This is a genomic window from Kitasatospora sp. NPDC048715 (genome assembly GCF_043198905.1).
Classification (GTDB): Bacteria; Actinomycetota; Actinomycetes; order Streptomycetales; family Streptomycetaceae; genus Kitasatospora; species Kitasatospora lactacystinica.
Window position 1 is genome coordinate 59,765 of the sequence record NZ_JBICVH010000017.1, and the last position, 13,713, is coordinate 73,477.

Consider the following 13,713-nt stretch of genomic DNA (forward strand, 5'->3'; position numbering starts at 1 on the left):
CGGGGCGTCACCGAGCGACGCCCGGCTGAACGGGCGAAGGGGGCCGGGTGCTCAGCGGTCCTTGACCTCGATCCCCAGTGCGTGGGCGAACTGCGGTGCCAGTTCCATCAGTTGTGGGGAGCTGATGACCGCGCCGCGCAGCCCCTGGTGGCCGTCGGCCAGGCCGAGCCGGACGGCGCCGCGCAGGTCCGTCCGGCTCAGCGTCGCGCCGCGCAGCCGGACCTCCTCCAGGGTCGAGCCGGGGAAGGACACCCCGGTCAGCTTCGCCCCGCCGAAGTCCACGTCGCGCAGCAGGCAGTCCTCGAACACGACGTCCCGCAGGACCGCCGAGCGCAGGTTGACCGCCTCCAGCTTGCAGCCCCGGAACACCACCCGGCGCAGCGCCGAGCCGTACCCGGCGACCCCGGCGAGCACCCCGCCGACGAAGGAGCTGTCCTGCCACTCGGAGTCGCTCAGGTCGCAGGCGACCCAGCGGCCGGCCTGCACCCACACCTCGTTGAACCGGGCCTGGCGCAGCTTGACCCCGCTGAGCGCGACACCGGTGAAGGCGCACTCCAGGAAGGCCGCCCCGGCACCCGACTCGTCGGTGTGCTCGCCCCCGTCGAAGTGCGCGGTGTCGTACCGCTCGTCGCTGCGCAGCGGCCCGGTGTGCGGGCGCAGCAGCTCGGCGTACGGGAGGTCGGCGAGCCGGTCGGGGACGGCACGGGACATGGCGGTGGCTCCTGGCGGTCGGGGGCGGAGGGGTCTCGCCCGCATGCTCGCACGCGGCACCGACAACGCCCGGCAGCGACGACACCCGGTTCCGACGGCACCCGCAGCGACGACACCGGTTCCGACGACGTCCGGCACCCGGCACCCGGCACCCGGCGACGCCCGGCAGCAGCGCCGGCCCGACGCCTCCCCGACACGGCGGTGCCCCGGACCGGCCGCCTCGGCGCGGCCGGTCCGGGGCGTTCACCGCTCGGGTCAGCCGCGCACCCAGAGCGAGTTGACGCGGGTGCGCTCGGCGCTGTTCGGGTACGGGTTGGTGCAGGAGGTGCCGGGGCCGCCGCCCGACATCAGCTCGCTGCACGGACCGGAGTAGTGGTCCGGCAGGCCGAGCACGTGCCCGGTCTCGTGCGCCACCACGCGCACCGAGCTGTACTGCTGGTTCTGCTGGTAGTCGAGGAAGACGTAGCCGCGCCCGTGGCCGTCGGTGCTGGCGTAGGAGCCGCGGCTGTCGTTGCCCTCGTAGTAGCGGAAGTCGGCGGCCGAGCCGGACCGCAGCTGGACGTTGGCGACCGAACCGTTCCAGATCTGCGCGGCCTGGGATATCTGGTTGCGGAAGGACGGGGCGGAGCTGGCGTCGTAGGTGACGGTGACGGTCGCCAGGCCGGGGTTGGCGGCCTGCTTGGCCTTGGCGGAGGCCATCACGGCCTGGAAGAAGGCCTGGTTGTTCGCGGCCTCCGCGGCCGAGCCGGCGTACGTCGAGGCGGTGTAGCCCTGCACGGCCGGGGCGGCCGGGGCCGCGGCGGCGGCCGTGGTGGGCAGGACGGCGAGGCCGGCCGCGAGGGCGAGGCCGAGGGTGGCGGACAGCACGGATCGCTTCATGTGGGGGCTCCGATTCCTTAGGTGACGTGGCCGGTTGGGGGCCGGCCCGGGGGAACACCTGGTCAACGGGTGGTGTCCCCAGAGCTTCGGGCAACCCGGTGCGTGCGCGGATGATGCCAACCCGCGATAGCACCGTCCAATACCCCTGTGACGGGGCCGAATTGAGTTGTCTTTTCCTGGCCTTGACTCAATCGTTCCCCTGGCATTCCGTTCCGGCGGCGGCTAGGCTCCCGTCCGGGGAAGTACCCGGTGCGGCGGGCCGCCCGATTCCGGCCGGGCGGCCCGCCGCTCCGAACCCGCCTGCGGGCCGGGTCAGTTCCGCGCCGCGAGTCCGTTCTCCCAGAGGGAGTCGACCTGGCCGCGCTCGTTGCCGTCGGGGTACGGGTTGGTGCAGGACGGGCCGGGGCCGCCGCCCGACATCAGCTCGCTGCACGGACCGGAGTAGTCGTCGGGCAGGCCGAGCACGTGCCCGGTCTCGTGCGCCGTGACGCGGAGCGAGCTGTACTCCTGGTTCTGCTGGTAGTCGAGGAAGACGTAGCCGTGGCCGTGGCCGTCGGTGCTGGCGTAGGAGCCGCGGCTGTCGCTGCCCTCGTAGTACGAGAAGTCGCCGCTGCCGCCGGTCTCCTGGAGCCGCACGTTGCGCACCGAGCCGTTCCAGATCTGCGCGGCCTGGGATATCTGGCCGGTGAAGGAGGGCGCGTTCGCGGTGTCGTAGGTGACGGTGACGGTCAGCAGCCACGGGTTGGCGGCCTGCCGGGCCTTGGCGGAGGCCATCACGGCGTGGAAGAAGGCCTGGTTGTCCGCGGTCTCCGCGGCCGAGCCGGCGTACGTCGAGGGGGTGTAGCCCTGGACGGCGGCCGGGGCGGCCGGGGCCGCGGCGGCCACGGTGGCGGGCAGGGTCGCGAGGCCGGCCGCGAGGGCCAGGCCCAGGGCGGCGGACAGCACGGATCGCTTCATGCGGGGCTCCGGTTTCGCGGTGCGCCGCCGCGCCGGGGCCGGTGGGGGCCGGGCCCGGGGGCGGTGCACGGTGGGGGCCGTCCCCGGCGGTGACCGGGGCGGGTTGCTGCCCCCGAGCTTCGACCCGCCCGGGGCCCTCGCGGATGATGCCAACCGGCGATAGCTCGGCCGCATAGCGGCCGGGTCCGCCGCGCGCCGCGCCGGTCGGTCCGCCGGTCGGTCCGCCGGTCGATCCGCCGGTCGATCCGCTGACCGGCCCTTCGGCATGCCCTTGAATGCCTGTCATGTCCTTGGCGAGGCGGTGCGGCGGCGTCTATGCTCCGGACGTGGAGCTCGACGTGAGACACCTCCGGGTGCTGTGCGCGATCGCCGACAGCGGCAGCCTCCGCAAGGCCGCGCTCCAGCTCGGCATGACCCAGCCCTCCCTCACCACCCAGCTGCACCGGATCGAACGGGCCATCGGCGGCACCCTGTTCACCCGCGAGCAGACCGGCAGCAGGCCGACCGCGCTCGGTCACTCGGTGCTCTCCCGGGCCCGGCCGGTGATCACCGAGATGGCCGCCCTGGTGACCGCCGCCCGCCAGGAGGCCCGGGACGCGGCCGGGCCCGGCCGACAGCGGCGGCTGCGGATCGGCAGCGTCGGCAGCCGGGCGGTCGCGGCCTGGCTGCGCCGGGTGCACGAGCGGCTGCCGGACACCGACACCACCATCCACGTGGACGTCTCGGCCAGCGCGCTGCTGCGGATGGTCGCCGCCGACCAGCTGGACGTGGCCTTCGTGTACGAGAGCGAGGGCTTCCCGCTGCGGGTGCCGCCGGACGCCGAGCAGCGGGTGCTGATGGCCCGGGAGCCGCAGTTCGTCGCGCTCGCGGCCGGGCACCCGGCCGCCGCCCGGCCGGTCGTCCACCTGGCCGACCTCGCCGAGGACACCTGGATGGTCGACCCGACCGCCGACCACGAGTACGCGGCGATGCGCCGGGTGTTCAGCGAGGCCGGGCTCAACCCCCGGGTGGTGCAGGTGCGGGACAACGCCACCGCCGCCGAGCTGGTCGCCTCCGGCGAGGCCGTCCGCCCATGCCAGCCGACCTCGCTGCCCGGGCCCGGCACCGTGGTCCGCCCGGTGCACGGGGACCCGCTGGCCGTCCGGCTGCTGTTCACCTGGCGTCCGCGCGTGCTCAGCCCGCCCGCGCTGGACGCGCTGTACGGCGAACTGCGGGCCGCCTACCTGGATCTGGCCAAGGTCAACCCCGCCTACCTGGACTGGCTGGCCCGGCACGAGCCGGTGCTGCTGGAGCGGGTCGGCTAGCGTGCGCCCACCCCGCCGACGCCCGGCCCGCCGGCACTCGCGCCGCCGACACCCGGCCCGCCGGCACCCGCCCGCTTGCTCTCCCGGCCGTGGATCAGCACGCCCACCGCGATCATCAGCGCGCAGACCAGGCCCGCCGCGAGCACCCCGGAGCCGCCGAGCGCGGTGCAGGCCAGCACCAGCACGGCCCCCGTCGGCGCCACCGCCTGGGCCGCCGCGCCCCGCTTGGTGTGCCGGGAGTGCAGGAACCAGACCGTGAACAGGTAGAGCGCGGTGGGCACGGTGACCGTCGCGGTGGCGGCGGTCTCCGAGATGTGCGCCTTGTGCACCGCCGACTCCACCGCGACCTCCAGCCCGGTGCCGATCGCCGCCGCCGAGCCGAACACCAGGTAGTGCCCGTACCCCCAGACCAGTGCCTGCCGGTTGGACCGCAGGTGCTCGTGGACGGACCGGGCGAAGTAGATCCACCAAGCCGAGAAGCAGATCAGCAGCCCGCCGACCGCGACCGGCACCAGCCGCCCCGGGCTCTCGTGCTCGTCCACCGCCGACTGCACCGCGACGGTCGCGGCCGCCACCGTCTCCCCGAGCACGATCAGGGTGAACAGCCCGTACCGCTCGGCGATGTGGTGCGGGTGCCAGGAGGTCCGCATCCGCAGCTCGGCGACCACCGGCACGGCCAGCTCGCACAGCACCCCGACCGGGATGACGTACGACCGGACGCCGGGCGGCAGGAACAGCACCACCACCCAGCCGACCTGACAGAGCGTGATCCCCGCCGCGTAGCCCAGCGCGACCCGGCGCGCCAGGCCCTGTTCGCCGGCGGCCGCGCGCAGCCACTGGGTGACCATCGCCAGGCGCATCACCACGTAGCCGACGATCGACAGCGTCAGGTCCTGGGTGGCGAACAGCCGCGGCACCCCGGCGGCGAGGATCAGCACCCCGGCGATCTGCACCAGCGTGGTGACCCGGTACGGCACGTCGTCGACGTCGTACGCGGAGGCGAACCAGGTGAAGTTCATCCAGGCCCACCAGATCGCGAAGAAGGTCAGCGTGTAGCCGTGCAGGCCCTCGCCGTAGTGCCCGGCCGCCAGGGAGTGGGCCAGTTCGCGCCCGGCCTGGCCCACCGCGACCACGAAGCAGAGGTCGAAGAAGAGCTCCAACGGGGTGGCGACCCGGTGCGGCTCGTGCCGGTCGCGCGGGACCATCCGGCGCACCGGCGGCGGGTCGACGGGGTGGCCGGGGGGTGCCGCGGCTGCGGGGTCACTGACCATCGGAGCTGCTCCGGGAGTCGGGAGGGGGTCGTCCCGCGCATCCTGGCAGCGCCTCCGGCCCGGTGCACGCACCGGCGCGGCAGGTGTGCACGCGCCGGCAGGGCCGTGTGCACGCTCGGGCACGGCAGGCTCGGGCAGGGCAGGGGGCAGGCTCGGGCAGGGCAGGTGTGCACGCTCGGGCGCGTAGCGAGAACCCCGCGCGCCCCCGGTCACGATGGCCCCGAATGTCCCTTTTTTCCTTGCCGTCAGCCCCAGTTGACGCTCCGGTGCGCGAACCGGGTGACAGCGCGGCGGGTTTCCGGGCGCGCCCCGCGCGCTGCCCCTCGGGCGACCGGCGCGCCGCTAGATTCTTCCCCGGTTGGAAGAGCGCGGGCCCTGCCGGGCCCCATGACACGGGCGGCCTGCGGGCAACGCGGAAGGTCAAGGCGGGTGGCGGGACAGCGGGGGCGGCAGAGCCGATCCTCCCGCGTCCGCGCCACCGGCCTCGTGATCACCGCGCTGCTCGCCAGCGCCTGCCGTGCGGCCCGTCCCGTCCCGGCGGCGGCTACTTCTCCCAGCCGATCCTGCTGTAGTCCTCCCCCGCCAGGCCGAAGGCCCCGTAGTTGGCCAGGCCCTTGCGGGTCGCCACCACCTCCGGCCGCTGGTAGAGCTCGACGGTGTGGCCGAGTTCCCAGATCTTCGCGTCCGCCTGGTTGTAGAGCTTCGCCGCCTCCTGCGGGTCGACCGTCCCGGCCGCCTTCTTCAGCAGGTCGTCGATCTCCTGGCTGCCCAGGCGCGAGGGGTTGCTGAAGCTGTTGTCGCCCACCGGCAGCCGGAAGTTGGTCAGGCTCTTGGACAGCGGGAAGGAGTCGGTGTTGCGCCAGCTCGCGATCTCGAACTTGCCCGGGTTCACGTACTTGGTGAAGAAGTCGTTGGCCGCCACCTTGTCCAGGCTGACCTTGACCCCGACCGCCTGCCACATCGCCACCGCCGCGGTGGCCAGGTCGATCTGGGCCTGCGGCGTGGAGTCGTTGAGCACCCAGTGCAGTTCCAGCGGCCGGCCGTCCTTGGTCCGCGGCTGGCCGCCGGACTCCTTCCAGCCCGCCTCGTCCAGCAGCTTCTTGGCCGCGGCCGGGTCGAACTTCGCCCAGTCGCCGGAGGTGTCCTGGTACCCGGTCTGGTTGGGCATGAAGATGTGGTTGCCGAGCGGCTTGAACTCCACCGGCACCCCGTTGTTGGCGATCTTGATCAGCGCCGAGCGGTCCAGCGCCCTGCCGAGCGCCTGGCGGACCCTCGGGTCCTCCAGCGCGCCGGCGCCGCCGAAGGAGATGTGCACCTCGTCCCACGGGCTGGCGGCCCGGATCACGGTGTCCTTGGCGCCCTTGAGCTGCCCGTACGCGGTGGCGGTGCCGGCCGCGGCGTAGTCGATCTCGTTGTTGAGGTACGCCTGGGTCGTCGCCGCCTGGGACATCACCCGGAAGGTCACCTTGTCGACCTTGGCCCTGGTGCCCCACCAGGCCGGGTCCGGGACGAGGGTCAGGGTCTGCGCGGTCTTGTCCGCCGTGCCGACCTTCAGCGCGCCCGCGGTGATCGGGATCTTCTCCACCCAGCCCTTGTTGAAGTCGTCCGGGGTGGAGATGCCGGCCGCCGGCATCAGCGGGCGGAACAGGTTCTGCCAGTCGGCGTACGGCTCGGCGAAGGTGACCTTGACCTCGCTCGGGTCGGCGCCCTGCTCGACCGCGGAGATCTGCTCGTAGCCGGACGGGTCGGAGAGGTTGTACGCCGGGTCCTTGCCGCTCGCGGCCTGCCAGTCGGCCTTGAAGTCCAGGTAGCTCAGCGGCTTGCCGTCCGACCACTTGGCCTTGGGGTTGAGCTTGTAGGTGACCACCTGCGGCGAGGTCGAGGTGACCTTGGCGTCCACCAGGTAGTCCGGGTCGGGCAGGAAGGTGCCGGCGGCGTCCGTGGTGAAGAGCGAAGGCTCCAGGTTGCGCATGATCGAGACCGCGGAACCGTAGTAGCCGTCCACCTGCAGCGGATTCCACTGGGTGATCCACTGGTACAGCGGGAAGCGCACCTCGCCGCCGTCCTTGATCTGGTCCAGCGGCTTGGGGTTGAGGTCGTTGGAGCCCTGCCCCGGCGGCTCGCTCCTGGCCGCGCCGTCGACGGAGCCACCCCCGCCCGAGGTGCACGCGGTGACCGCGAGCGCGACGGCGACGGCGAGGGCGGCCGCCCGGCCGAGACGGCCGGCCGTGGTGGAAGCGTCCATGAGGGTCCCCTGGGATCGATGACGGGATGTGGGGCGCGCGAGGTGTGACGAGGCTTGAGCGTGGGCAGCCAATTCGGCATCGAGCGAGCAGAACGTAACAGCGGATCAGACCGACCACCAGGGGGAGGAGCGCACGTCTGATCCAAAAGTCACACACGGCAACACGGACGCAACACCAGCTCAGTGCCCCGGTGCTTCACTCTGACCTGCGCTTTCCCAACTCCCTTGCCAGACCACCCGACTGACGCCCGAACGGGCCCGGACCGAAGGCCAACCGATGCCCACCAGACGCGTCGGCCCCACCCGCACCGCAGCGGGCGGCCGTTGATGCTCCGCTACCTGGCGAAACGCCTGGGCTACTACGCGGTGCTGCTGATCGCCGCCGTCTTCCTGGCGTACGCGATCTCCGCGACCGCCCTGCAGCCGCGCACCTACTTCGACGCCAAGGTCCCCCGCCCGGCCGCCGAATCGGTCGAACGCCAGCTCACCGCGCTCAACCTGAACGACCGCACCCCGGTCGTCGAGCGCTTCGGCCACTGGGCCGGCGGGCTGCTCCACGGCGACCTCGGCCGGACCATCCACGACACCCCGGTCACCGACGACTTCGGCCGCCGGGTCTGGGTCTCGCTTCGCCTGCTGCTGATCGGCAGCCTGCTCGGCATGGTCCTGGGCGTCGCGGCCGGGGCCTGGAGCGCGGTGCGCCAGTACCGGGTCTCCGACCGGCTGCTCACCGTGCTGTCCTTCGTCCTGCTCTCCACCCCGGTCTTCCTGGTCGCGCTGATCCTCAAGAACGGCGCGATCACCGCCAAGGACGCGGTCGGCCACGAGGTGATCCCGTTCACCGGCTACGAGACCCCCGGGCTCACCGGCGGCCTCGGCACCCACCTCGCCGACTGGGCGCTGCACCTGCTGCTGCCCACGATCTCGCTGGCCCTCGGCGGCCTCGCCACGTACAGCCGCTACCAGCGCGGCACCATGCTCGACGTGCTCGGCTCGGACTACCTGCGCACCGCCGAGGCCAAGGGTCTGACCCGCGGCCGGGCGCTGCTCAAGCACGGACTGCGCACCGCGGTGATCCCGATGTCGACCATGTTCGCCTACAGCTTCCTGGGCATCTTCACCGGCGCGATCTTCACCGAGACGATCTTCGGCTGGCACGGCATGGGCGAGTGGCTGATCCAGTCGATCAACGAACAGGACGTCAACTCCGTGGTGGCCGTCAACCTGTTCACCGCCGTCGTCGTCCTCGCCTCCGGCTTCCTCGCCGACACCCTGCACGCCGCCCTCGACCCGCGCGTGCGGTCCTGACCGGAGGTGACCTGAGATGACCACCACCGTCGCCGATCCCTCCGCCCCGGCCACCGGCCCCCGGACCGCCGGTCGCGGACGGCTCGTGCTCAACCGGCTGCTCGCCGCCCGCGGCGCCGTCGCCGGGACCGTCGTCGTCCTGCTGCTGTTCCTGCTCGCCTTCGGCGGCCCGTACCTCACACCCTGGGACTACGCCACTCCCGACTTCTCCGCACTGCACCAACCCCCCTCCGCCGAGCACTGGTTCGGCACCAACGGGGTCGGTCAGGACGTCTTCGCGCAGACCGTCCGCGGCCTGCAGAAGTCGCTGGTCATCGGCCTGCTGGTGGCGCTGTTCTCCACCGTGCTGGCCTCCGTGGTCGGCGCCTGCGCCGGCTACTTCGGCGGCTGGGCCGACCGGGCGCTGATGTTCCTGGTGGACCTGCTGCTGGTCTTCCCCGCCTTCCTGATCATCACCATCGTCTCGGCCCGGCTGAAGAGCGCCGGCTGGATCGCCTTCGTCCTGCTGCTCGCCCTGTTCAACTGGATGATCACCGCCCGGGTGGTCCGCTCGATGACCATCTCGCTGCGCGAGCGCGAATTCGTCCGCGCCGCCCGCTTCATGGGGGTGCGGCCGCTGCGGATCATCAGCCGGCACATCCTGCCGAACGTCGCCTCCTTCCTCATCATCGACGCCACCATCGCGGTCGGCGGCGCCGTGATGAGCGAGACCGCGCTCTCCTACTTCGGCTTCGGGGTCAAGCCGCCGGACGTCTCGCTCGGCACCCTGCTCGCCGCCGGAACCGGTGAGGCCCCGGTGTTCCCCTGGCTGTTCTACTTCGCCGCCGCCCTGCTGGTGCTGTTCGTCCTCGCCGTCAACCTGATCGGGGACGGGCTGCGCGACGCGCTCGACCCCACCTCCGGGGTCGCGCCCCGCCGTTCGCCCCGTACCCGTCGTTCCGCCGGCCGTAGGAAGCACCCGTGACCACCACCGTCGAAACCCCGCTGCTCGCCGTCCGGGACCTGCGGGTGGACTTCGCCGGGCCCGACGGCCCGGTCCCCGCCGTCCGCGGGGTGGACCTCACCCTGCGGCGCGGCGAAACCCTCGGCATCGTCGGCGAGTCCGGCTCCGGCAAGTCCGTCACCGCGCTGTCCGTGCTCGGGCTGCTGCCCGGCACGGCGAGCGTCAGCGGCTCGGTGCGGCTGGACGGACGGGAACTGGTCGGGCTGCCGGGCCGGGAGCTCGCCGCGATCCGCGGCCGCCGGATCGCCATGGTCTTCCAGGACCCGCTCTCCGCCTTCACCCCGGTCTACCGGATCGGCGACCAGATAGCCGAGGCGGTCCGCATCCACCAGCGGGTGGACAAGGCCGCCGCGCGCCGCCGGGCCGCCGAACTCCTGGACCTGGTCGGCATCCCGGCGCCCGACCGGGCCCTGGACAGCTTCCCGCACGAGTTCTCCGGCGGCATGCGCCAACGCGCGATGATCGCCATGGCGGTCGCCAACGAACCCGACATCCTGCTCGCCGACGAGCCCACCACCGCGCTCGACGTCACCATCCAGGCCCAGGTGCTGGACGTGCTGCGCACCGCCCGGCAGGAGACCGGCGCGGCCCTCGTCCTGGTCAGCCACGACCTCGGGGTGATCGCCGGAACGGCCGACCGGGTCGCGGTGATGTACGCCGGACGGGTGGTCGAGACGGCCGGGGTCGACGAACTGTTCGCAACCCCCCGCCACCCCTACTCGCTCGGCCTGATCGGCGCGCTGCCCCGGCTGGACGGGCGCGGCGGTCCGCTCGTGCCGATCCCCGGCACCCCGGCGCCGATGGCCGAACTGCCCCCTGGCTGCCCGTTCGCGGCGCGCTGCCCGCTGGCGCAGGAGCGCTGCGCCACGGCCGAGCCCGCCCTGGAGGGGGCGGACGGCCACCTGTCGGCGTGCGTGCGCTCGGCGGAGCTCGCCGAGCGGCGGCCCGCGCCGGCCGAGGTCTATCCCGTCCCGGAGCTGCCCTCCACCGCCGTCGGCCCCGGCGACCGCTCCGCCCGGACGCCGGTGCTGTCGGTGAGCGGCCTCGGAAAAACGTTTCCCCTGCTCAAGGGCACCGTGTTCAAGCGCAAGGTCGGCGAGGTGTACGCGGTGGACGGCGTCGACCTGGACCTGCGGGAGGGCGAGACCCTCGGCCTGGTCGGCGAGTCCGGCTCCGGCAAGTCCACCACCCTGTTCGAGCTGCTGCGGCTCGGCGCCCCGGAGACCGGCCGGATCGAAATGTTCGGCCGGGACACCGCCGCCCTCACCCGGGCCGAGGCCCACCGGCTCCGCGCCCGGGTGCAGATCGTCTTCCAGGACCCGATGGCCAGCCTGGACCCCCGGATGCCGATCGGCGACATCGTCGCCGAACCGCTGCTCGCCCAGCGCACCCCGCGCGAGGAGATCGCCCGCCGGGTGCCCGAGCTGCTGCGCCAGGTCGGGCTCGACCCGGAGCACACCGTCCGCTACCCGCACCAGTTCTCCGGCGGCCAGCGCCAGCGCGTCTCCATCGCCCGGGCGCTCGCCGTCCGGCCCGGCCTGCTGGTGCTGGACGAACCGGTCTCCGCGCTGGACGTCTCCATCCAGGCCGGCGTGCTCAACCTGCTCCAGGCGCTCAAGGCCGAGCTGGGCCTGTCCTACCTGTTCGTCTCGCACGACCTCTCGGTGATCCGGCACCTCGCCGACCGGGTCAGCGTGATGTACCTCGGCCGGACGGTCGAGCAGGGCGAGGTGGCCGCCGTCTTCGACCGCCCCCGCCACCCGTACACCCGCGCCCTGCTCTCGGCCGTCCCGCTCCCCGACCCCGCCGCCGAACGCGCCCGCGACCGCGTCCTGCTGGCCGGCGATCCTCCCCCGCCCACCGAGCGCCGCACCGGCTGCGTCTTCCGCACCCGCTGCCCGCGCTACGCCGGGCTGACGTCCCCGGCGGACCGGGCCCGCTGCGAGCGGGAACGGCCGGCCCTGGTCGAGGGCGCGCCGGGGGCGGACCACAGCGCGGCCTGCCATCACCCGGACCCCGGAGGAAACTACGCAGGGTGATCACTCGAACACGATTCGGTGGATCCGGTCGGCGCCGTGTAAAGTCTTCGACGTCAGCAGGCGCCGCTAGCTCAGTTGGTTAGAGCAGCTGACTCTTAATCAGCGGGTCCGGGGTTCGAGTCCCTGGCGGCGCACATGGCAAGGTCTCAGGCCGTCCACTCCGGTGGGCGGCCTGAGGCGTTTCCGGCCCCGGAGGACCGCTCAGCGGGTGTCGAGCACGGCCGAGGCCACCGCGTCCGGGCGGTCGAACATCACCAGGTGCCCGGCCGGGGCGGTGATGCGGAAGTCCGCCCCGAGCAGCGCCGCCAGCTCCCGCTGCCGGGCCAGCCACTCCTCGGTGCGGCGGGTCCGGCAGCCGTCGTCGGCGGCCAGCACGGTGATCGGCAGGTCCTCCGCCAGCGGCCGGGTGCTCCGCAGCCCGTCCAGCTCGGCGGCTATGTCGAGGTAGCGGCCGTTCTCCCGCAGCAGCGCGCGCAGGGCCCGCCCGGTGCGGTAGCAGTGCCGCACCAGCGGCGCCGGGGCGAGGTCCTCACGGCGGACGGTGGACAGCCGGGCCGTGGCCCGGCGGACGGACGGGCCCAGCAGGTAGGGCACGGCGAGGGCGGTGGCGGCCCCGGCCACCGCCCGGGCCGCGAGGTCGCGCGCGCCGGGCGCCGGGTACGGCCGGGCCGCCGCCTCCACACTGCCGTCCACCAGCACCAGCCCGGCGGTCCGCTCGGGGTGCAGCCGGGCGAAGGCCTCCACGTGGAAGCCCGCGAGCGAGTGCCCGACCACGGTGCACGGCTCCCGCAGCCCCAGGCCGTCCAGCACCGCCCGGATGCGTCCGGCCTCGCCGGCCGCCGTCGGGGCGGGCCGCCCGGTGGCGGGCTCGGGGGCGCTCAGCCCGTAGCCGGGCCGGTCGAAGCGGACCACGGTGCGGTACGGGGTGAGGAAGGGGACGACCAGGTCCCAGTCGAACCAGCTGCTGCCGAGGCCGCCGGAGAGCAGACAGACCGGGCCGCCGCCCTCGACACGGACGTGCAGCGGGGTCCCGTCGACGCGCAGGAAGCGCGCCCGGCCGGCGGTCCGCGTTCCGGGAGTGCTCATGCCGGCCTGCGCTCCTGGAGCGGCCCGGTCGGAGGGCACCGCTCCCCGCCCCCGGCGCCCCCGTCCGACGGGTCGGGCGCGCCCGCACGGGCGGAACGGGCGACGTCCAGGGCCAGCAGACCGAGCCAGAGCGCGACCAGCAGCACCTGCAGCCGCTGCCCGGCCCCGAGCGCCCAGGTGCCGCGCCCGGCCTGGAAGGCGGCGATCGAGGCGAGGCTCCAGCCGGTGGCGAGCAGTTCGGCGCCCAGCAGCCAGGGCCCGAACCGGCGCACCCCCGGCCACCAGCGGTAGCGGCGGGCCGCCACGGTGAGCGAGACCAGCGCGGTGAGCGCCCCGGCCATGGCGAGGCTGCTGGTGACGGCGTGCGCGGTGTGGGTGGCGGGGACCAGCCCGGCGGTCTCCCGGGCGGCGCACATCTCGTCGCTGGTGGGGGCGCAACTGAGCGGCAGCCGGGAGTCGGCGGCGGTCGCGGCGCCGAACAGGGCCAGCGCCGACCAGCCGGCCAGCGCCCAGCGGTGCCGGCGGGAGGCCCCGACCCGCCCGGTGGCGAGGGCGGTGCCGGCGGCGGCGAGCAGGCAGAGTCCGGCGGCCAGGTCGGTGGCCCGGAACAGGCCGCCCAGCGGCTGGTCCTCGGCGGCGAGTTCGCTGATGTACGCCCGCACCGGGTCGAGCCCGGTGCTCAGCACGACCTCCAGCACCCAGGCGGTGTACGCCACGGCGCTGAGCAGCAGCAGGGTGGCGACCGCCGTCCGTGCGGTGCGGTGGCCGGGCTGGAGGCGGGGCACCGTTCCACCCTAACCAGCGGCGAACTCCGGACCAACCGGAAGGAAAGGGGCAGGTCGGGCAGCCGCTGTCCGGGTGGTCCGGGGGTGACCCGCAGCCGGTTCGAGGCACCCCCCGGAAGCGTGTA

General features: G+C 73.7%; 11 protein-coding genes and 1 tRNA gene. 5 read left to right on the plus strand and 7 right to left on the minus strand.

Going from position 1 to position 13,713, the window contains the following annotated elements; translation table 11 throughout:
* Positions 1 to 51: 51 nt before the first annotated feature.
* From ACGFSC_RS29090 to snpA (ACGFSC_RS29100), 3 genes are all read right to left on the minus strand, one after another.
* Positions 52 to 711 carry a pentapeptide repeat-containing protein gene (locus tag ACGFSC_RS29090; protein ID WP_359901796.1) on the minus strand — a complete coding sequence of 220 codons (660 nt, stop codon included), beginning with the start codon at positions 709 to 711 and terminating at the stop codon, positions 52 to 54.
* A gap of 255 nt (positions 712 to 966) precedes the next feature.
* Positions 967 to 1,590, minus strand: a complete 624-nt coding sequence (snpA, locus tag ACGFSC_RS29095; RefSeq protein ID WP_359901799.1) for a snapalysin — start codon at positions 1,588 to 1,590, stop codon at positions 967 to 969.
* 312 nt (positions 1,591 to 1,902) lie between these two features.
* The gene (gene snpA / locus ACGFSC_RS29100; RefSeq protein WP_359901802.1) at positions 1,903 to 2,547 is read right to left on the minus strand and encodes a snapalysin; all 645 of its coding nucleotides are present in this window, start codon (positions 2,545 to 2,547) and stop codon (positions 1,903 to 1,905) included.
* A gap of 284 nt (positions 2,548 to 2,831) precedes the next feature.
* Between snpA (ACGFSC_RS29100) and ACGFSC_RS29105 the strand changes: the two genes are divergently transcribed.
* On the plus strand, positions 2,832 to 3,851 hold the full coding sequence (locus tag ACGFSC_RS29105) for a LysR family transcriptional regulator (RefSeq protein WP_359901805.1): 1,020 nt from the start codon (positions 2,832 to 2,834) through the stop codon (positions 3,849 to 3,851).
* Here ACGFSC_RS29105 and ACGFSC_RS29110 read toward each other — a convergent pair.
* A complete protein-coding gene (locus tag ACGFSC_RS29110) occupies positions 3,848 to 5,122 on the minus strand; it encodes a low temperature requirement protein A (RefSeq protein ID WP_359901807.1) in 1,275 nt (424 codons plus the stop codon). The genes ACGFSC_RS29105 and ACGFSC_RS29110 overlap by 4 nt on opposite strands.
* A 544-nt stretch (positions 5,123 to 5,666) precedes the next feature.
* Positions 5,667 to 7,367: an ABC transporter family substrate-binding protein gene (locus ACGFSC_RS29115; RefSeq protein WP_359901810.1), complete on the minus strand. Its 1,701-nt coding sequence runs from the start codon at positions 7,365 to 7,367 to the stop codon at positions 5,667 to 5,669.
* Between the two features lie 327 nt (positions 7,368 to 7,694).
* On the opposite strand from ACGFSC_RS29115, the gene ACGFSC_RS29120 reads away from it, so the two are divergent.
* The 4 genes from ACGFSC_RS29120 to ACGFSC_RS29135 all read left to right on the plus strand — a co-directional run bounded on the left by ACGFSC_RS29120 (position 7,695) and on the right by ACGFSC_RS29135 (position 11,851).
* Positions 7,695 to 8,675 carry an ABC transporter permease gene (locus tag ACGFSC_RS29120; RefSeq protein WP_359901813.1) on the plus strand — a complete coding sequence of 327 codons (981 nt, stop codon included), beginning with the start codon at positions 7,695 to 7,697 and terminating at the stop codon, positions 8,673 to 8,675.
* A gap of 16 nt (positions 8,676 to 8,691) precedes the next feature.
* The gene (locus tag ACGFSC_RS29125) at positions 8,692 to 9,639 is read left to right on the plus strand and encodes an ABC transporter permease (RefSeq protein ID WP_359901816.1); all 948 of its coding nucleotides are present in this window, start codon (positions 8,692 to 8,694) and stop codon (positions 9,637 to 9,639) included.
* A complete protein-coding gene (locus ACGFSC_RS29130) occupies positions 9,636 to 11,717 on the plus strand; it encodes an ABC transporter ATP-binding protein (protein ID WP_359901818.1) in 2,082 nt (693 codons plus the stop codon). The genes ACGFSC_RS29125 and ACGFSC_RS29130 overlap by 4 nt, the downstream gene beginning before the upstream one ends.
* A gap of 60 nt (positions 11,718 to 11,777) precedes the next feature.
* Positions 11,778 to 11,851 (plus strand) — tRNA-Lys (locus tag ACGFSC_RS29135).
* Positions 11,852 to 11,918: 67 nt separating this feature from the next.
* Here ACGFSC_RS29135 and ACGFSC_RS29140 read toward each other — a convergent pair.
* Both ACGFSC_RS29140 and ACGFSC_RS29145 read right to left on the minus strand, forming a co-directional pair.
* The gene (locus tag ACGFSC_RS29140; protein WP_359901821.1) at positions 11,919 to 12,803 is read right to left on the minus strand and encodes an alpha/beta hydrolase; all 885 of its coding nucleotides are present in this window, start codon (positions 12,801 to 12,803) and stop codon (positions 11,919 to 11,921) included.
* A complete protein-coding gene (locus ACGFSC_RS29145; protein ID WP_359901824.1) occupies positions 12,800 to 13,588 on the minus strand; it encodes a DUF998 domain-containing protein in 789 nt (262 codons plus the stop codon). The genes ACGFSC_RS29140 and ACGFSC_RS29145 overlap by 4 nt, the downstream gene beginning before the upstream one ends.
* Positions 13,589 to 13,713 lie beyond the last annotated feature (125 nt).